This is a genomic window from Chitinophaga varians, assembly GCF_014529945.1.
Lineage (GTDB): Bacteria > Bacteroidota > Bacteroidia > Chitinophagales > Chitinophagaceae > Chitinophaga > Chitinophaga varians.
In genome coordinates this window covers 1,377,182-1,397,344 of record NZ_JACVFB010000002.1, presented here as the reverse complement: position 1 = coordinate 1,397,344, position 20,163 = coordinate 1,377,182, and the positions used below count along the sequence as shown (strand labels likewise).

General features: G+C 49.4%; 18 protein-coding genes. 7 read left to right on the top strand and 11 right to left on the bottom strand.

Annotated elements, in window-relative coordinates; all coding sequences use genetic code 11:
- The first annotated feature begins 43 nt into the window (after window positions 1–43).
- The 4 genes from ICL55_RS13620 (at window position 44) to ICL55_RS13605 (ending at window position 3,132) form a co-directional block, all read left to right on the top strand.
- Window positions 44–1,006, top strand: coding sequence for a transketolase family protein (locus ICL55_RS13620; protein ID WP_169223808.1), 963 nt, complete (start codon window positions 44–46; stop codon window positions 1,004–1,006).
- 237 nt (window positions 1,007–1,243) lie between these two features.
- A complete protein-coding gene (locus ICL55_RS13615; protein WP_188097932.1) occupies window positions 1,244–1,801 on the top strand; it encodes an RNA polymerase sigma factor in 558 nt (185 codons plus the stop codon).
- Between the two features lie 110 nt (window positions 1,802–1,911).
- On the top strand, window positions 1,912–2,634 hold the full coding sequence (locus ICL55_RS13610) for a hypothetical protein (protein WP_188097930.1): 723 nt from the start codon (window positions 1,912–1,914) through the stop codon (window positions 2,632–2,634).
- Window positions 2,635–2,757: 123 nt separating this feature from the next.
- On the top strand, window positions 2,758–3,132 hold the full coding sequence (locus ICL55_RS13605) for a hypothetical protein (protein WP_188097927.1): 375 nt from the start codon (window positions 2,758–2,760) through the stop codon (window positions 3,130–3,132).
- Window positions 3,133–3,193: 61 nt separating this feature from the next.
- Here the strand turns inward: ICL55_RS13605 and ICL55_RS13600 are convergent, their stop codons facing one another.
- From ICL55_RS13600 to purD, 9 genes are all read right to left on the bottom strand, one after another.
- Window positions 3,194–3,544, bottom strand: a complete 351-nt coding sequence (locus tag ICL55_RS13600) for a nuclear transport factor 2 family protein (RefSeq protein ID WP_240975099.1) — start codon at window positions 3,542–3,544, stop codon at window positions 3,194–3,196.
- Between the two features lie 50 nt (window positions 3,545–3,594).
- Window positions 3,595–4,452 (bottom strand): helix-turn-helix transcriptional regulator, encoded by an 858-nt coding sequence (locus ICL55_RS13595; protein ID WP_188097925.1) that lies wholly within the window; start codon window positions 4,450–4,452, stop codon window positions 3,595–3,597.
- 24 nt (window positions 4,453–4,476) lie between these two features.
- Window positions 4,477–5,223, bottom strand: a complete 747-nt coding sequence (locus ICL55_RS13590) for an MBL fold metallo-hydrolase (protein WP_188097922.1) — start codon at window positions 5,221–5,223, stop codon at window positions 4,477–4,479.
- A 41-nt stretch (window positions 5,224–5,264) separates the two neighbouring features.
- Window positions 5,265–6,551 carry a rod shape-determining protein RodA gene (rodA, locus tag ICL55_RS13585; protein WP_188097920.1) on the bottom strand — a complete coding sequence of 429 codons (1,287 nt, stop codon included), beginning with the start codon at window positions 6,549–6,551 and terminating at the stop codon, window positions 5,265–5,267.
- A 29-nt stretch (window positions 6,552–6,580) separates the two neighbouring features.
- On the bottom strand, window positions 6,581–8,518 hold the full coding sequence (gene mrdA / locus ICL55_RS13580; protein ID WP_188097918.1) for a penicillin-binding protein 2: 1,938 nt from the start codon (window positions 8,516–8,518) through the stop codon (window positions 6,581–6,583).
- 116 nt (window positions 8,519–8,634) lie between these two features.
- Window positions 8,635–9,144: a rod shape-determining protein MreD gene (gene mreD / locus ICL55_RS13575; RefSeq protein ID WP_188097916.1), complete on the bottom strand. Its 510-nt coding sequence runs from the start codon at window positions 9,142–9,144 to the stop codon at window positions 8,635–8,637.
- Window positions 9,141–10,028 (bottom strand): rod shape-determining protein MreC, encoded by an 888-nt coding sequence (gene mreC, locus ICL55_RS13570; protein WP_188097914.1) that lies wholly within the window; start codon window positions 10,026–10,028, stop codon window positions 9,141–9,143. Before mreC ends, mreD begins: the two co-directional genes overlap by 4 nt.
- A gap of 109 nt (window positions 10,029–10,137) precedes the next feature.
- A complete protein-coding gene (locus ICL55_RS13565) occupies window positions 10,138–11,160 on the bottom strand; it encodes a rod shape-determining protein (protein ID WP_078669179.1) in 1,023 nt (340 codons plus the stop codon).
- Window positions 11,161–11,387: 227 nt separating this feature from the next.
- A complete protein-coding gene (gene purD, locus ICL55_RS13560) occupies window positions 11,388–12,665 on the bottom strand; it encodes a phosphoribosylamine--glycine ligase (protein WP_188097912.1) in 1,278 nt (425 codons plus the stop codon).
- Between the two features lie 171 nt (window positions 12,666–12,836).
- Here purD and ICL55_RS13555 point away from each other — a divergent pair, with 171 nt between their 5' ends.
- From ICL55_RS13555 to ICL55_RS13545, 3 genes are all read left to right on the top strand, one after another.
- Window positions 12,837–14,549, top strand: a complete 1,713-nt coding sequence (locus tag ICL55_RS13555) for a peptide MFS transporter (RefSeq protein ID WP_223151423.1) — start codon at window positions 12,837–12,839, stop codon at window positions 14,547–14,549.
- A gap of 126 nt (window positions 14,550–14,675) precedes the next feature.
- Window positions 14,676–16,724 carry an OPT family oligopeptide transporter gene (locus ICL55_RS13550; RefSeq protein ID WP_188097910.1) on the top strand — a complete coding sequence of 683 codons (2,049 nt, stop codon included), beginning with the start codon at window positions 14,676–14,678 and terminating at the stop codon, window positions 16,722–16,724.
- A gap of 131 nt (window positions 16,725–16,855) precedes the next feature.
- The gene (locus ICL55_RS13545) at window positions 16,856–17,371 is read left to right on the top strand and encodes a hypothetical protein (RefSeq protein WP_188097908.1); all 516 of its coding nucleotides are present in this window, start codon (window positions 16,856–16,858) and stop codon (window positions 17,369–17,371) included.
- A 74-nt stretch (window positions 17,372–17,445) separates the two neighbouring features.
- On the opposite strand, the gene ICL55_RS13540 is transcribed toward ICL55_RS13545, so the two are convergent.
- Complete coding sequence (locus ICL55_RS13540; protein ID WP_188097906.1) at window positions 17,446–18,648, bottom strand: DUF1501 domain-containing protein; 1,203 nt, start codon at window positions 18,646–18,648, stop codon at window positions 17,446–17,448.
- Window positions 18,649–18,672: 24 nt separating this feature from the next.
- Window positions 18,673–20,121 carry a DUF1800 domain-containing protein gene (locus ICL55_RS13535; RefSeq protein ID WP_246496264.1) on the bottom strand — a complete coding sequence of 483 codons (1,449 nt, stop codon included), beginning with the start codon at window positions 20,119–20,121 and terminating at the stop codon, window positions 18,673–18,675.
- Between the last annotated feature and the right edge of the window lie 42 nt (window positions 20,122–20,163).

The window sequence follows — 20,163 nt, the reverse complement described above, 5'->3', positions numbered from 1 at the left end:
CATTAAATGTTTACATTTACGCCTCAATTTTAAAAAGACCGCAATGGTAAAAGATATTCAACCGCTGAACGAAAAAGAAACCCGCGCCGGATTCGGTGAGGGCATACTCGAAGTGGGCCGCAAAAACCCAAATGTAGTAGCACTGACCGCCGACCTGCTCGGCTCTATGAAGCTGAACGCTTTTGTGAAAGAATTCCCCGACCGCTTTGTACAGGTAGGCATCGCCGAAGCAAATATGATCGGCATCGCCGCCGGTATGACCATCGGTGGCAAAATACCATATACCACCACTTTCGCCAACTTCTCTACCGGCAGGGTATATGACCAGATCCGCCAGTCTGTGGCCTATTCCAATAAAAATGTGAAAATATGCGCCTCCCACGCAGGCCTCACCCTCGGTGAAGACGGCGCTACCCACCAGATACTCGAAGATATCGGCATGATGAAAATGCTGCCCGGTATGACAGTGATCGTACCCTGCGATTTCAATCAGACCAAAGCCGCTACCATCGCCATCGCTGAACACGAAGGCCCGGTATACCTCCGCTTCGGCCGTCCTAAATGGCCTAACTTCACCGCGGAAAATCAGGACTTCCAGATCGGTAAAGCACAAATCCTTCATGAAGGTACCGATGTAACCCTCTTCGCCTGCGGCCACCTCGTATGGATCGCTGTTGAAGCCGGTAAAATACTGGAAGAAAAAGGCTACAGCGTGGAAATCATCAATATCCACACCATCAAACCGCTGGACGAAGAAGCCGTGATCAAATCCCTCAGCAAAACACGCTGCGCGGTGACAGCGGAAGAACATAACGTACTCGGCGGCCTCGGCGACAGCATCGCTCAGGTAGCTGCCCGCCACATCCCCGTGCCCATCGAATACGTTGGTACCAACGATACTTTCGGCGAAAGCGGCAAACCCGTGGAACTGCTGAAAAAATATGGCCTCGATGCAGACCATATCGTGGCAGCGGCTGAAAAAGCCATGCAGAGAAAGAAACAATAATGCACACGAATAAATTTATTACAGCCCATGGACCAACGTTCATGGGCTTTTTTATTACATCCCGGGCTGAAGCCCCCGCTATGATAATCCCAACAAATACCTTACTACCCCGTTAAACTTTTGCATTTTCTACATATCATAGAAGAAACAATACTTTATACCATCATTAAAGTACCTGACAGCAAGATTTTTCTTTATATTCAGGAAAATAAAACCTGTCCAAGAACCATTTAACCTATGGCCGTTACACAGGACGATAAAACATTACTGGCACTATACCGGATGCCCGAAACCCGTGAACAGGGCTTTACCCTGATCATCCGCAAGTACCAGGAAAGGCTTTACTGGCATATCAGGCGGCTGGTCATTTCTCATGACGACGCCAATGATGTGCTACAGAACGTTTTCATAAAAGTGTGGAAAAACCTGGAAAACTTCCGGGAAGATGCACAGTTGTTTACATGGCTGTATAAAATAGCGACCAATGAATGCCTGACCTTCCTGGAACAACAAAAACGAAAATTTGCGGTCTCCCTCTCTGACGTGGAAGACGGACTAAGCAACAAACTAAAGGCAGACGCCCAGTTTGATGCCAATAAACTGGAATGGAAACTACAACAAGCTATATTACAACTACCTGAAAAGCAGAGAATTGTATTCAACTTAAGATATTACGACGAAATGCCCTACGAAGAAATGAGCAGGGTATTGGACACGTCAGAAGGTGCCCTGAAAGCATCGTACCACCATGCAGTCAAAAAAATCGAGGATTTTATCAGAGGAACGGATATATAATGACCCGTCATAACCCACACACCCCGATTTTAAGCTGTCTTTAAAGTTTTTTGGCAAAAGATTAAAATCTCATTAAACTATTGAAGCGGTGACCTGTCTAAAAATTGTATATGAACAAGCACGAACATATCAGCAATGAATTAAAACAACTGGCGCCGGATGCCAACTGGCCTGCTGACGCACCTTTTACGGTGCCGGCTGGTTATTTCGACCGGTTACCGGATGCAGTGCTGCAACAGGTTCATCTACTGCAACCCAACCACACGGGCGTACTTACACCCGATATTCCTTTTACAGTACCCACCGGATATTTTGAGGAGCTCCCACAAGCCATCCTCCAACGGATACATGCTGCTGAGGAAAACCCGGTCATAGCCGAACTGGAGGCATTATCCCCTCTGCTGGCGGCCATACCCAAACCGGTCCCCTTTACCGTACCCACCGGATATTTCGGCTCTCTGACTGCACTTCCGCCGGAATCTGTAACGCCGCCCATGCGCGTAGCACACCGGAATCCTGTCAGAAAGTGGCTGAAATACGCCGTTGCCGCCTGTTTAATCACTTTCGCCGGCACCACAGCCCTGCTTTTCCTGCAACGGGATGGCAGCTTTAATGTGGAAAAACAACTGGAAAGGATCGACAACCAGGATATTGAATACTATCTCCAAAACCATACTGACGCTTTTGACAACGATGCTATCTTCGCCGGCTTTGCCGACGTGTCAGCTCCGGAAGCCTTACAACAACAACTGAATGATGGGATTCCGCCCGCTGCCATTGAACAATACCTGCAACAGTCATCGTTTTCCAAAGAGGTGTTACCTAACCAGTAGTGATGCATGAAACGCTTTAATTTTAAAATAATAGGGATTGTCCTGCTTATGTTGACGAGTGCCATAACCCAGGCACAAAAACCCACGTCTGATGAAGCAGCTGAAAAAATCAAAAATCTTCAGATGCAGTACCTCTCCCAGAAATTAAACCTCTCCGCCGATGAGGCAGAGAAGTTCTGGCCGGTATATAAAAACTATACGAAAGAAGTGGAAACACTCATCGCCGAACGCCATAACAAAAGGCAACAGGACAGAACGCTGCCCGGCGACGCCGATGATATCGCCAGGAGAAATATGGACAATGACCTCGGCTACGAAAAAAGAATGTACGATATCAGATCAAGATATACCAACGAATTCCAACGCGTACTGCCTGCCCGCAAAGCCGGCGCAGTTTTTAAAAGCGAACGCGAATTCCGGACCATTATGCTCAATCACCTGAATAATCAACGCCTTAACAGAATCAATCAGGGCGGGAATTTCAGAAGAAGACCATAAAACGATAACAAAAAAGGGAGATCAATGATCTCCCTTTTTTTATACTTACCCCATATCGATTTTACTGTGCTTTATAATGCGCTCTGACCTCCACCACCTTCCCATCTTTCAATACCATCATCTCTGTACTCAGTAAATTGTTGACGCTCTTGTAATACAGCACCACGGAGTTTACGCCTTCCAGTATATGATATAACTCGAAATGCAGGTCCGGATAAGCCGTCAGCGCCCTGCTGAAATAAGCACGCAGGTTATCAATGCCACGGATACAGCCTTCCGGATCATTGTTGATTTTCTGAATAAAAGGAGAGTAAAAGGTAATGTCCGGTGAATAGTGCGACATCACTTCGTCAAGGTTATGGCTGTTCCAGGCTGCCACCCAGGCATTCCCAAAGGAGGTCATGTTTTCCATTTTATGATCACTTTTTTTGAATCAACAAGGTAGGGGTTTTGTTACCGGCGTTATTGGCTGAAAAGCTCAATTTCTCCGCGACGCCATTGCACGGGCGTCACACCAAAACATCTGCGGAATTGCCGGTAAAAATGGGAGAGGTCTTCAAAGCCGGTGCTATAGGCGATCTCCGGGATAGGTTGTTCGGTGGTGCGTAACAACAGCGCCGACATCTGTAGCCGCTTGGCCCATATCCATTGCATCGGACTACATTGGTACGTTTCACGGAAGCGCCGTTTCAGCGTGGCCAGGCTCATATTTCCCATCACCGCGATATCTTCCAGTAACCGTACTTCGTGAATTCCCTTATGTAGTCTGGCCATCATCTGCTGCATCGGGACAGACGGCCTTCCGGCGAGCGCCTGCTTTACCATGATGGTTTCCCGCTGCAATAATTGCAATACGCGGTCCATCATGTTCTCGTAGGCGGGCATGGCCCCGTCTTCCCGGAAATCCCGCAACAATACCTGCGTGAGCTGCTGCCATTGAGCAGAAGGGGAAAGTGTGAGGGTAGACCCGGCCGCATGTTTGCCGGTACCGGCGGCGGCGTAATGCGTGGCCAGCAAATCTGCCGGCAGGAAAAAATTGATGCTGGCATAGTCTGCCGATGGCCGTAATATCTCTGAGCAGATAACACTGCCGGATGGTATCAGAAACACATCGCCGGCCCGCAGGCAGTGCACCTGCAAGCCGTCGTATATTCTCTTTTCACCCCGTACCACCAGGTTGAGCACCGGCTGTGGTATGTACAGTCCATGAGCGGCCGGCTGCCGGTAATTGCTGTAAGCAGCCCAGCTTTGGCCCTGCTGCTCCCATGTCCTGATATGGTGTTGCCCTCTTAATGCGAAGCGATCATACAAGGTGTACATAGGTGTCTGCTCCTGTTCCTGTTATCAGAATTTGGCAAATGGCTCTTTGGTATCATGATAGAAGAGGAAAGTCCAGCCTTCCTGCTTACCACGCTCCATAAACTCCTGACGCAGCTCCATACTGCGTTTGCCATCGTAATCATATTTGGCTACAAAACGGCTTTTCATCTGCGAAATCTGTGGCGCCACATCACCGCCGAAAAAGACCTTGTCTTCTCCGTCATCTACCAGAAATACCTGGTGATAAGGACAGTGACCACCTGTCAGTTCATAATGTATATAACCGTCGATAGTGCCGTTGCCGGTGGTAAACACCACATTGTCGCGTTGCTGCAGCAATATGATGTCTTCTGCCAGATACGATTTGCCGGCATGCTCCATGGCATACAGCATCTCTTCATTATTTACATAATAAGTAGCGTTGGGAAAGGTGAGGGTGCGCTCGCCCGTGATAGGATCAGCGGCAGATACGCCACCGGAATGGTCCTTATGCAGGTGGCTCATTAGCACCTTGGTGATTTCCATAGGGTTGATACCATGGTCTATCAGGTGCTGATGAATCTGCAATACGCCGTCTTCGTTACGGAAACCAAGCCCGGCATCAAATAATATATAGTCACGGTCAGTGATCACAAGAAAAGGCTGTATCTCTACCAACAGGGAGCCGTGCGGACGGTCCTGCAGATTATCTGTGCCCAGTCTGAAAGGAGAAAACCGTTTGGTAGCATCTACCGTAAATGAACCTTCTGATAATGGAATAATTCGTGCCATGATGCAAAGATAGCCCATTCACCATTAGGTTGCAGCCCTGGTTACCGCAACACCATCTGCCGGTCGGCATCCAGCCGCAGCATAATAAATATCAGCATGGTAAAGGTCATCAGCGAGGACCCGCCATAGCTCACCAGCGGCAACGGGATACCAATCACCGGCGCCAGACCAATGGTCATCGATATATTAATAGCAAGGTGGAAGAAGACAATACTGGCCACCCCATAGGCATACACGCGCGAATAGGTCGATCGCTGTCGCTCCGCCACAAAGATGATCCGGAAAAGCAGCGCTACATATAGTCCAAGGAAGATCACACTACCTAAGAAGCCGAAGTCTTCCCCAACAGTACAAAAGATAAAATCCGTACTCTGCTCCGGCACAAAGTCAAAGCGGGTCTGGGTGCCTTTCAGGTACCCCTTGCCCCAGAAACCACCGGAGCCGATGGCGATCATACTCTGCCGGGTATTATAAGTCGCCTTGGGATCGTTTTCCTTGCCCAGCATTACTTCGATACGACGCACCTGATAGTCTTTCAACACTTTGGTGAAAGCGAAAGGCACAACAAACATGACGAATATAGAGCAGAAGGCATATACACCGATGATCACCAGCAGGCGCGACCGCTTCCGTTTGATTTCCCGTCGCATGAAATAGATGACCAACGCGGTAATCACAGAGAAGATGGTAAACAGCACGTATTTGTCTACCAGCAGGGCCGACAATACCAGTACGATACCGGAAAAGGCGATCACCAGCAGGATACCTGGTAACCCTTCACGGAACATAACGAGGAAAAAGGAGAAGTATACCAGCGCCAGCCCGGTTTCGTCCTGCAAAATGATAATGGCAGCAGGAATCAACGCAATGGCAGCGGCGATCAGCCGCGACCGTAACTTCGTAAAGTCTGTTTCCTGCGATGATAGGTATTTGGCCAAAGCCAGGTTGGTACAGAGTTTCGTTAACTCTGCCGGTTGAAACTGAAAACCACCAATCACCAGCCAGGAGTGTGATCCTTTTACATCTTTACCAATGCCCAACACCAATAGCAGCAATAACAAGCCACCGGCGTATAACAGGTTGGAAGTGGCCGTGAAGAACTTACTGTCCGTGAGCCAGATAATCGCCGCCAATACCAGAGACACGCCAAACCACATCATCTGGCGCGAATAGTTTTTATTCAGGTGGATAATATTCTGCCAGACGTTATCATCGCCCCGGTATTCCGCAGCAAAGATGGACATGATGCCGATGATCACCAGCGCCAGGTACAGGCCTACGATTGGCCAGTCAATCCCTTGTGTCAGTTTGGCTTGCGAGCGGTTCATGAGCGGTTTCTCTGTTTATTTCGTTTGAGTTATTTAGTTCCGTTTTTCTTGATAATGGCGCTATTGTTCAGCGAGTCCAGTTTAGATTTAGCCACCATGGCCGGGTCCAGTGTCACTGTTTCCATCACGGTTTTCATCAGCGCCTGTCTTTTGGTAGAGATAGAGTCCTTCAGGTATTTCTCCATCATGAGACTGGCGATAGGTGCCGCGTAGCGGGCGCCGAAACCGGAGTTCTCCACGATAACGGCAACGGCTATACGGGCATTTTCAGCTGGTGCAAACGCCACAAAGGCGGCGTGGTTTTTCAGTTTGGTACGTTTACCGTCAACAATACCATAGTTTTCCGCTGTACCGGTTTTACCGCCGATGGTAATCCCTTCGATCTGGGCCACGCGGCCGGTACCGCTTTCCACCACGTCTGTCATACCATGGATTACCGCGCTGTAGGCGGTATCAGAGATATGCGCCACCACGTGTTTTTCCTTGTATTTGTCGAGTAGATGGGTATCGTCGTTATCAATACTTTGTACAAAGTGCGGGATGTAGTAGGCGCCGCGGTTGGCCACAATACACATGGCGTTGGCCATCTGTAGCGGTGTGAGCGTCAGCTCACCCTGACCGATACCGAGGAACACGGAAGTACAGGAGTTCCAGCTGCCTCTATACATCTTATCATAGAATGCCGGCGTAGGCACGATACCACGGGCCTCACTGGGCACGTCCACACCGATACGGTGACCGAAGCCGAAGCTGTTCATATAGTCGGACCATTTCTGGAGCCCTCCCGCACGGATGCCGCCAAATTTAGCAGCGTCCACGCTCAGGCGGTATACATGCGAAAAGTAGGAGTTGCAGGAATGGGAGAGCGCTAAACGCAGGTTGGCAGCGTGACCGGCATCATGGTGCTCGCACTTAATAGGCCTGCTGCAACCGTAATAGGCGCCCCCGCATGGATAACCAAAGCTGGGCGTGATCACGCCTTCATCCAGTCCTACCAGCGCAATCATGGGCTTGAAGGTAGATCCTGGCGGATAAGTAGCCTGAATGGCGCGGTTGAAGGTCGGTTTGGTAGTATCACGGTTCAGCAGCACCGAGTTAGTACTGCGGTAGGAACCGGTGAGCAGGTTAGGGTCGAAGGTAGGCGCGCTGACCATCGCCAGAATGCCGCCTGTTTGCGGATCGATGGCCACGATACTGCCCATTTTACCCTTCATGAGTTTTTCCCCGAACTGCTGCAGTTCAATATCGAGCGACAGGCGCAGGTTTTTACCGGCGATAGCGGCGCTGTCGAATTCGCCGTTTTCGTAAGCGCCCTGCGGCCTGTTCAGGTTATCTTTCACGAGGTACTGGATACCGCGCGTGCCCATGAGCACCGATTCATAGGTCCTTTCAAGGCCAGCCAGACCGAGGTAGTCGCCGGAGTTGTAGGAAGAATAAGCGGTGTCTTTGAGACGCTCCGGTGAGATCTCCCCGATATACCCCAGGATATTGGCCGCTGCCGCATAAGGATAGGAGCGTATCTGACGGGGTACCAGTTCAAATCCCGGCTGGAAGAGGTACATGCTTTCCTGCAGCTGGCCGAATACTTCAGCCGGCAGCAAAGCCGCAAAAACGGATTGTCTCACGCGGCCGTTTCTAACGATCGCATTGATAATACGTTTCCGGAATTCTTCCTTATCGATGTTTAATATTTTACAGAGGTAGGCTGTATCAATGTTCTTGGCGCTGGCCGGTGTTACCACCAGGTCATAAAGCACGTCGTTACTGAGAATAGCTTTGTTTTTCCGGTCGTAGATGATACCACGGCTGGGATACACCACCTTTCTGAGTACGGCGTTGGCATCCGCCAGCTTCGCGTACTTCTTCTCCACGATCTGCAGGAAAAACAACCTGGTAATGATCAGCACCACCATCCCAAGTATAATCGCCTGTATAACTCTTTTTCTGGGCTGATTAAAAACTGACATGCTATTGAGGACGGATAAATTTTAAAATGCTTGTTGTTGGCATTAACTGCTGACAACTTCCTTTTTCCGATGTATAAATTTAATAGTAATATTTGGCAAACGCTTATGGCAGACTGCTATTTCTTTGTGAAAAATAACAATTCGTACAACACGATCAGAATAAGGCTGGCAGCAGTAGAAAGGAGGATTTTCAGCATCAGGTACAATGGGTTGCCGAAGCCGAAAACTTCCAGGGTAAAAAAGACCACATGATGCAGAAATACCAGCACCGCTGCATAGATCAGAAACTGCGACACCCCCATACTGGTCATGGACGGCGTTTTCTGGGTTGTTTCAAAGCCACCCTGGGGCGACAGGACATTGATAATAAACGGTCGCAGGTAAGCGATGAATACGCAGGCAGCCGCATGTATCCCCATAGTGTTGGAAAACATATCGAGGGAGATACCCATCAGGAACCCCAGCAACATCACCACCGGGCGCGGCAGGTTAAAAGGCAGCGCCAGGATGAAGAGCATGTACAGATAAGGGCTCACCAGCTGGTGGATCAGTATCTTGTTGAGCACAAACACCTGTATCAGCAACAGGAATGCAAACCGGATAATATTTCTTAACAGTATACTCATTTAATCAACTTGTAAGTTGAGTCTTCTAGTCGTTGTTGTTCATCTTTCAGCAGATTTTCTATCACATACACATATTGTACGTTATAGAAATTCGTGGCCAGCCGCAGGCGGATGTTAAAAGACGTGCCGGCTTTATCCGACATCATCACCGTGTCTACGTAGCCAATGGGAATATTTTCGGGAAACAGGGCAGAAAAGCCGCTGGTCACCACGGTATCCCCTTTATGTACTTTAGCGCTCTTTGGAATGTCCTTTAGCTGGGCAAAGGTGGCGTTGTCGCCGTCCCAGTGTACAGACCCCATTTCCTTGCCTTGCGCCAGTCGGGCGCTGATAGACACGGAGTTGGATTTGGAGAGCATGGAAAGCACTACTGCATAGTTATCGCTTACGCTTCTTACCACGCCCACCACGCCGCTGCTGCTGATAACGCCCATATTGGGACGGATACCCTGCAGGCTGCCGCGGTGGATCGTCAGATAGTTGATGGGCTTGTTAACGGAGTTATTGATCACCTTAGCCTCAAAGTATTTATAGCGGCGGATCTGGGTACCGATCACCCGGTGAAGGGTATCGTCGCTGTATTGGCGGATCGTATCTATTTTGAGGCCGGTGCCTGTCACCACAGAATCAAAGCTGGTGCGAACGGCATTATGCAGGCGGGTATTTTCCGCTACCAGGCTGTCGTTGGTAGCTTTCAGGTGAAAGTAGTATTGTACGTTGTTGTATTTGTCGTACAGCTTCCCACTAATATCATTGGCGGAGTTAAGGTAGGCAGATCGCTGGAGGTTATTGTTCTGGAATACCAACACAATACAAATCACTTCCAGCAGCAGAAATAAGAAGAAGTTGAAATATCGCCTAAAGAAAATGATTAAATTCCGCACAAGCGCGAGTCATTTAGAGATTTGATCATTTGGACATTTGGTTATTTAAAGGATTTCTTTCAGAAAAGGAACCCTGTAAATAACCAAATATCTAAATATCTAAATAGGTTTATTGCATCAGGAACGGATACTTACCCACATGTTTCAACGCGATGCCGGTACCTCTTACTACGGCACGCAGCGGATCGTCTGCTACATGAACCGGCAGTTTGATTTTCTGGGCAAGGCGTTTGTCCAGGCCACGCAGCAGCGCACCGCCGCCGGTCAGGTACAAGCCCCTGCGGTAAATATCTGATGCCAGCTCCGGAGGCGTTGTTTCCAGCGCTTTCAGGATGGCTTCTTCGATTTTAAAGATAGATTTGTCCAGTGCCTCGGCAATCTCCTGGTAAGATACCATGATCTGTTTAGGGATACCAGTCACCAGGTCACGACCGTTAACCGGGATATCATCTGGTGGGTTGTCCAGTTCTTTCAGGGCAGATCCGATATGGATCTTGATCTGTTCTGCTGTTCTTTCACCGATCAACAGGCTATGATAGCGGCGCAGCGCTTCCATGATATCAGCGGTGAACTCGTCACCCGCGATACGGATACTCTGGTCGCACACGATACCAGCCAGGGCGATCACAGAAATACCGGTGGTACCACCTCCGATATCGATGATCATGTTACCTACCGGCTCTTCCACATCGATACCGATACCCAGGGCAGCAGCCATTGGTTCGTGCAACAGGTACACTTCCTTGGCACCTGCCTGCTCGGCAGAGTCACGTACCGCTCTCTTCTCCACTTCCGTAATGCTGGAAGGAATACAGATCACCATACGCCAGCTGGGAGCAAACAACGGCTTTTTAGGATAAACCATTTTTATCAGTTCCCTGAGCATACCCTCAGCGGCATTAAAGTCCGCGATCACACCATCCTTCAGGGGACGTATCGTTCGAAGATATTCGTGTGTTTTTTCGTGCATCATCATGGCCTTCTTTCCTACGGCCACAATTTTACCGCTAGCCCGTTCTATCGCTACAATGGAAGGCTCGTCCACAACCACTTGGTCATTATGTATTATCAGCGTGTTCGCTGTACCCAGATCAATCGCGATTTCCTGCGTTAAAAAATTAAAAAATCCCATTGTTGATACGGTCAAAAATTAGAATGCAAAAATGAATAATTCTAACGAATATACGATGCAAAAAGTGGATATTCTTGCAATAATACGGCTAAATATTAAAAAAAGTTATTTGTTGTTTAAACGGCAACCCGACACGATTATTTTACCATTTTAATATTTAGTTATTTGATCATTTGGAAAGCATGTTTCCACTGAGAAAACCCCTAAATAAAAAAATAACCAAATGCCTAAATGAATTCGTACCCTATATCCCGACGATACGTTTTGCCTTCAAACGAAATTTGTTCTGCGGTTTGCACGGAATGGGCCAATGCCAGTGGCAGACTGGCTGCCAGCGATGTGATGGCCAATACACGGCCGCCATTGCTCACGACTTGCGCTCCCGACTGTTTGGTCCCGGCATGAAATACTACCTGGTCCTGGGTAGGCGCCGGTATACCGTTGATCTCTTTGTTTTTCTCGTATGCTTCCGGATAGCCCTTAGACACCAGCATGACGGTGGCGGCTGCACGCGGATCTGCATAAATGGTTTGTTCTGCCAGCGTACCGTTCGATACCGTGGTAAACAGGTCCAGTAAATCGTTTTGTAAACGGGGCATTACGACTTCCGTTTCCGGGTCGCCCATGCGACAGTTGTACTCAATCACAAAAGGCTCACCTTCCACATTAATCAAGCCAAAAAAGATGAATCCGTTATATTTTATCGCTTCTTTTGACAAGCCCGCTACTGTAGGGCGGATTATTTTATCTTCTACCTTTTTCATGAAAGCAGCATCGGCAAAAGGCACCGGAGATACCGCTCCCATACCCCCCGTGTTCAAGCCTTTGTCGCCTTCACTGATCCGTTTGTAATCCTTCGCTTCCGGCAGTATTTTATAAGAATGGCCATCCGTCAGCACAAACACCGACAACTCAATACCGGTCAGGAACTGCTCTATCACCACGGTTTTGCTGGCATCGCCAAATTTGGCGGCACGGATCATCTGCTCAAACTCAGTCACCGCCTCTTCATGAGAGCTGGTGATCACCACCCCTTTACCGGCAGCCAGCCCGTCGGCTTTCAACACAATTGGTAAGGAATGCTGCTGAAGATAGGCTACCCCTTCTTCGAAATTACCTGCATTAAACTCCCGGTAGGCAGCAGTAGGGATCTGGTGCCGCTCCATGAACAGCTTGGCGAAAGCCTTGCTGCCTTCCAGACGGGCGCCCTCTTTTGAAGGACCCATCACCGGGATATGCTGCAAGGCAGCATCCTGGGCAAAGAAATCATAGATACCATTTACCAGGGCCTCTTCTGATCCCGGCACTACCAGGTCGATGGCGTTCTCCAGACAAAAAGCCCGGATCTTCTCAAATTCACTCACGCCCATATCGACGTTCGTTCCACATTGCGATGTGCCGGCATTGCCTGGCGCGATAAATAACTGGCCACACTGTGGACTTTGGGACATTTTCCGGGCCAGGGCGTGTTCCCGGCCACCACTACCTAGTAATAAAATGTTCATATGAATTGCCTAATAAATGCAGGTGCGAAAGAAAATGCAAAGAAAGATGAAAAAAGCACAAAAACGGCCCATTTCCACCATTTTTTTACGAGATATCCTATTTTACTTTAAATTGCCGCATTTAGAGATTTTACAGAACCTTAAAACAACTATTGCTAAAACTAACCATTTATGATGCAAACAGCTGTTGCACAGACGCCTGCTGATGCCTCGTCAAAGAGTCATCCTAAAGGCCTTGGTGTCTTATTTACCACGGAAATGTGGGAACGATTTAATTTTTATGGCATGAGGGCATTGCTGACCCTCTTCCTGGTAAATGCACTGGCATTCTCTGAAGCTGACTCTTCCTACGTCTATGGCGGCTTCCTCGGCTTAAGTTATCTCACCCCCATGCTGGGCGGATATATCTCCGACCGCTACCTCGGCAACCGGAACTGTATCCTGTTAGGTGGTTTTATTATGGGTATCGGGCAGCTGCTGATGGTACTCAGCGCCTCTCTCTACTCCGGCAGCGTGGATACAGCCAAGTTGATCGTATGGTTGGCACTCTTCATCATCATCATTGGCAACGGTTTCTTCAAACCCAATATTTCCTCCATGGTAGGCCAGCTGTATCCTAAAAACGACAGCCGCCTCGATGGTGCCTTTACCATCTTCTACATGGGTATCAATGTGGGCGCTTTCCTCGGAATGTCTATCTGCTCTACCCTGGGCGATGTGAAAGTAGATAATGTGCGTATGGTAGGTGCTTTCAAATGGGGCTTCCTGGCCGCCGGCATCGCGATGTTCCTCGGTTCCATTATGTTCTACTTCCTGAAAGACAAGTTCATCGTTACTCCTGATGGCAAGCCAATTGGCGCTAAACCGGATTTCAGCAAACCAACCGCCCACCTCAACGAAGGCGAAGCAGACAAAGCCAAATTCTCCCAAGGCGCTATCCTGGGCGTCGTAGGCCTGCTGATAGCACTGTTCTTCATCATTCACTATCTCTCCCTCGATCCTAACCCGATCAAGTCCTGGTTATATCCCTTCATCTACGCCTCCGGCATCAGCCTTGCAGTGCTGATCCTGACGGATAAAAGTATTACCAAAGTAGAAAGACAACGTATCCTCGTGATCTACTTTGTGGCCTTCTTTGTGATCTTCTTCTGGGCATGTTTTGAACAGGCCGGTTCCTCTCTCACTTTTGTGGCCGACTACCAGACAGACCGCCACTTCCTGTGGTGGGAATTACCGCCCAGCCTTATCCAGAACTTCAACTCTGTATTCATTATCGTATTTGCCCTGCCTTTCAGCTGGCTGTGGGTAAAACTGAACAACCGCAATATGGAGCCGATTTCCCCGGTAAAACAGTCCATCGGACTGGCACTGCTGGCATTTGGCTTCTTCATCATCGCGCTGCAGGTGAAAAACCTCGGACCCGGTCAGAAACTCGGTGTGATCTGGCTGATCGTGATGTACCTGTTCCATACCCTCGGTGAGCTGTGCCTGTCTCCAATAGGCCTGTCACTGGTATCTAAACTGGCTCCTCACCGTTTCTCCTCCCTGCTGATGGGCGTATGGTTCCTCGCTAACGCCGCCGGCTATGCGCTGGCAGGTACGCTCGGCGCCCTGCTGCCACCCACACAGGATAAATTTGACCTGGCCACCAAGAACAATATAGACCTGAAAGGCATTCTGGACGGCACTATCACCGCCACGGCACAGCAACTGGATAAATTACAGGAACTGAAACTGGCCACCCACTACCCAACCTTCGCCGGTTACACGATCCATAACCTCTATGAGTTCTTTATGGTGTTCGTGATCCTGCCAGGAGGTGCGGCAGTACTGCTGTTCATATCTACTACCTTCCTGAAAAAATGGATGCACGGTGTAAGATAACAGACATACCTCTTATGTATAAAAAGGAAGACCGGAACAAGCGAAATTGTTCCGGTCTTCCTTTTTATATATGGTAAGTAAGCCGTAATTCGTAAATTTCAACCCTTAACACTATTACCTTACAATATGGCTGACAACAATTTCAAACCTTTTGTGCCGCCAGGCGCACAAATGAAAGAATTTACCCTCAAATCCATTTTACTGGGCTGCATCTTCGGTATTATCTTTGGCGCTGCTACCGTATACCTCGCGCTGAAAGCCGGTCTTACTGTTTCCGCATCTATCCCGATTGCCGTAATTGCCATTACCTTAGGCAGGAAATTTTTCAACACCACCATTCTGGAGAATAACATCATCCAGACCACCGGTTCCGCCGGTGAATCCATTGCTGCCGGCGTAGTATTCACCCTGCCGGGCTTTCTGTTTCTCAGCGATGGCGGTGGCGCCCAGTTCTTTAACTACTTCACCATCCTCATTCTGGCCATCTTCGGTGGTATCCTCGGCACCCTGATGATGATCCCCCTGCGCCGGTCGCTGATCGTGAAGGAACACAAAACCCTCCCATACCCGGAAGGCACCGCCTGTGGCGACGTGCTCATTGCCGGTGAAAAAGGAGGCGACTTTGCCCGTACCGCTTTCTATGGCCTCGGCTTCGCCTTTGCCTATGCTATCTTCCAGAAGATATTACATGTCATCGCCGAAACACCGGCTTACATGACCAAACAAACCAGCAAGTTTTTTCCTTCTGCCAAAATCAGCGCAGACATCACACCGGAGTATATGGGTGTGGGTTATATCATCGGTCCCCGTATTGCGGGCGTACTGGTGGCCGGCGGCGTACTCTCCTGGCTGGCCCTCATTCCGTTGCTGGCCTCTCTGCTGCCAGGCGATGTGATAGCCTCCCAACTGGTAAAAATCGGTTACCTCGCCAGCCTGCAAACACCCGGCGGACAAGGCAACTGGGACCCCGTGACCCATACTTTCGCAGATTATTCCTCAGCGGTATATTATGCCTATGTACGCCAGATCGGCGCGGGAGCAGTAGCAGCAGGCGGCTTCATTACCCTGCTGAAAACCATCCCTACCATCATCTCTTCTTTTAAAGGCAGCATCGGCGCTATCAAAGACCGTAAAGAAGGCGGCGAAGCGGCTACCAACGTATTAAGAACAGAAAGAGACCTGAGCCTCAAAGTAGTACTGTTTGGCAGCATCGCCCTCATCCTCCTGATGGCCTTCCTGCCTCAGCTGCCGGGCGATTCTATCGGCAAAAAAATGCTGGTAGGTTTGCTGGTGGTAGTCTTCGGCGCTTTCTTCGTCACGGTGTCCAGCCGTATCGTAGGCCTTATCGGTTCTTCCAACAATCCTATCTCCGGTATGACCATCGCCACATTGATGGGTACCTGCCTGGTATTCATCGCTGTAGGCTGGACCGGTAAAGTATATGAGCCTATGGCCCTCGTGGTTGGCGGTATGATCTGCATCGCCGCGGCCAATGCCGGTGGCACTTCGCAGGACCTGAAATCCGGCTACATCGTGGGCGCTACGCCTATGTACCAGCAGCTGGCCCTGTTCATCGGCGCCATCGTGTCTTCCATCATCATCGGGCTGACCGTAAAATTCCTCGACAAACCTACTGCTGAGATGATCAGCAAAGGCGTGACCGAACATGCTATCGGCAGCGCCTATTATCCGGCGCCACAAGGCACGCTCATGGCTACACTGGCGAAAGGCATCCTGTCATTCAATCTCGACTGGCAGTTTGTGCTGGTGGGCGTTTTCCTCGCTATCACCATGGAGCTGTGTAATATCAATTCCCTTTCCTTCGCCGTAGGTGCCTACCTGCCGCTGTCTACCACTTTGCCCATCTTCATCGGTGGCGCTATCCGTGGTGTGGTAGACCATAAAAACAAAAAAGCCAACGTCCACGCTTCCGCCGCGGAAGAAGAACTGGGCAAAGGCAACCTGTTTGCTACCGGTCTGGTGGCCGGCGGCGCGGTGGCTGGTGTAATTATCGCCATACTCGCCGGGTTCGACAGCTCGGCCGCCATACTCGCCAAACTCAACATGGAAGAAGGTCTCGCCGGTATATTGGGCCACGGTGGCTACTTTGTACTGGGATGTGCTTTCTTCGCCTTTATGGGCTGGTATCTTTATCGCACCGCCCGCAAAGCATAGCAGTCAACTTATCAGGATATCTGAAGATGCCGGCACCGGAATGTAACAATACCGGGCCGGCATCCGTTTTTCTATCTGAAATTGATTATTTTTATCGGAATTTTTATTACATCTTTCTATAATAAGTACCTATGCGCATACTTGTAACCGCATTACTCAGTGCCGTTGTAATCCTCGGCAGCTCCTGCGGAAAAGATAAAGACGATAGCAAAGACCGTAAGTTTGTTTCCGTAAGGCTGGATAATAAAATCTATCTCAGCGAAAATCCCAAAGGAATAGCATACGCTCCTAACTTTCAGGACGATGATCCCAACAACGATTACTATAGACTGGAAATTAACGGACGAACTGTTAACAACGATATCGTTAACATCACTATGGCGGGACTGACAATACCTTTCCCTCCGGGAGTATATCCCTGCAGCAAGGCAGGCAACAGCATCCTGGTAGTGATCAACAGCGGCGGCTATCCCGCCACTTATAGCTCACAGGGCAGTGCCGACTGCTTCCTCACCGTTACTTCCAGCAACAGTATCACGGTGGAAGGGACCTTCTCCGGCACAGTGCGAGACCTCAGCGGGGTAGGCGGCAGCCGTACCATCAAAAATGCAGCCTTCAGAGCGATTTACACCGTTACAGCCCAATAAAATTAACAGCCCCGGGAGTAAATCCCCCGGGGCTGTGTTTCTATAAGCTGCTATTTACAGGATGAAATGTTGTTTTATATAAAGTCCAGTTTGGCGTAATCCTGCTTCAGGATCATCTTATCGTTGGCCCCCAGCCACTTATCCAACAGGGTGGCATACACGCTTTTAAAATCCACCTTATACTGCAAGTCCCCATCTTTCAGGTTCATCAGGTCCGGCCCTTCATTTAATACCCCCTGCCGTTTTAAACCACCTCCGATCAGGAACATGTTATTAGCCGTACCGTGGTCAGTTCCACCACTGGCATTCTGGCTCACCCTGCGCCCGAACTCGGAAAAGGTCATTACCACTACGTCCTGAAAACGGTTGTTCTTTTTAAGATCACCGGTAAAAACGGTCAGGGCTTCGCTCAATTGTTTAAAGAGCCGCGCCTGCTGGTCCTGCTGGTTTACATGGGTATCAAAACTGCCGTGTGATACATAATACACTTTGGTATTGATATCGGACATGATCAGGTTGGCAATGGTGCGCATATTGCGTCCCAGTTCAGTGCCCGGGTAATTTTCTTTGGACTGATACGTCTTAAACTGTTGCTGGATATAGGCTGCAGAAGAAATGGTTTCCCCCATGGTTTTGTAGAGATATTCCACATTGTGGTGTTCATCTTCATGCGCATGCTGTTGCAACAGGTCTTTGAAAAACCGGTCGTTACTGGTATTGGAAAGACGCCCCGGATCGGTGAGCGCCAGTCCTTTATTATGCTCGCCTTTCAGCGCGAGGCTCAGGGTATCATCTATTTCCAGCGCCTGCGTGGGTTTATCACAACCGTTGCACTGGGCATCGAGGTAGCGGCCTACCCAGCCATCGTTCCATATTTCATTGGCCTGACTGGCGGAATGCCAGATATCCATAGAGCGGAAGTGCGAACGGTCGGGGTTGGGATATCCCACATTATTGAGGATGCCCATGGAACCATCGTCGTATAAGGCTTTCAGGCCGTCCAGAGATGGATGTATGCCCAGATCATCATTCAGGGATAAAGCTGTTTCCCGCTTAATGCCTAATGCCGGGCGGGAGCGGTAATAAATATCATTGCGATAAGGGATGATGGTATTGAGGCCATCATTGCCACCGGATAATTGCACAATCACCAGTACTTTATTGCCGGGAGGCACCAGTGCACCGGTTTCAAGGGCTTTCAGAAACTTAGGCATCAGCACTGCCGCGGAAGCCAGGGAACCTACCTGTAAAAAACGACGCCTGTTAAGTATTAACATAACTAATAGCTTTCTGGTGAATGATTAACAAAGTTGATATTCCGGAGTGCTCATCACATCAATGGTCACGGTTTTGATATACCCTTCGCGCGAGCTGGTGTCCGCATATTTTTCCAGCAGCGTTTTTTTCACATTGCCGGACTGTTGTAACAACACGCCGGCGATGGTATCCGCCAGGTTTTCGCGTGGAACATCGCTGTAGCCCTGCACATAAGGGTCCCAGTTGATCCGTGCATTTACCTTTTTGGCGAATTGCCTTTTCAGGAAATCATTGATCTGAAGGGTCATTTTATAATTGCCGCCATCGCCCATTTCCGGCGTCAGTTCTTTAGGCCGTATGTTCAGCACCTGCGAATACAGGATCACCTGCGGTACTCTTAACCGGAACATCAGGCTGGAACTGTCTATCCAGCTGCGGCCGCCGGGCCAGCCGGCCACATTCGGCGGATAAAACAGCATCTGTCCGAGTATACGCTGAAATACCAGCATCACTTCTTCCTGCTCAAAAGCCATGGGAACGGTGCGGCGTATGCCTACCAACAGTTCCACCGGCGATTTGATGCGGTTGCCAATGTATTTACTATCATAAAACCAGTCAGCCATAAATATCTCCCGCATCAGGGTTTTGATATCATAACCCGAGTGGTAGAATTTCTCGGAGAGAGACTGGATAAGGGTATCATCCGGTGTATCGTCTACAAAATACCTGAATATTTTGGTGGTGATAAAAACAGCGGTTTGTTTTTGTTCCAGTAAGATCTTCAGGACATCATCACCATTATAGTTGCCGCTTTTGCCCAGAATATTTTTGATCCCGTCATCATGCTGTTTTTCACGGAACACGAACTGGCCTTCTTCATCAAAGCCCCACCCGGTAAAGGCGCGGGCGGCTTCTTTAATATCCGTTTCAGCGTAGTGGCCGCGCCCCATGGTAAACAGTTCCATTACTTCGCGGGCGAAATTTTCGTTGGGATGTTGTTTCCGGTTTTGCTGATTGTTGAGGAACTGCAGCATGGCCGGCGACTTGGAGACGGCAGTGAGCAGATCGCCGAAGTTGCCTAAGGCATTGTTTCTGATCTCGCTGATCAGCTGCTGGTTGAACAACACATTCTGCGTGCGGCAGGCGAAGTGGCCGTGCCAGAAGAGGCTCATCTTTTCGCGCAGCGGGTGATCGCTTTTCTGCATCATGTTCATCCAGGCCACGTTGAGGTCTTTGATGCCCTGGGTGTTCATTTCATTGACGGTTTTGCGTTGTTCGGCCGTCATATCTTTTGAACGCCTGTAGTCCGGCAGGTCGGTGGCGTTGATAACATCTATCGATTCCAGTTCAGCCCGTTTAGGACCGATCAATACTTTATTCACGATTTCTTTCCGCCGCCTTCTTTCCCAGTCGGAGATGACGGGCAGGGTTTCACCGAAGCCGGCACGCCAGGCGAGATGTTGCATTTCCAGTTTTTTGGCAACTACAGGCATACGTAAATATTTTAATCTAAGACTACGTTTTTGCGCCCGGGT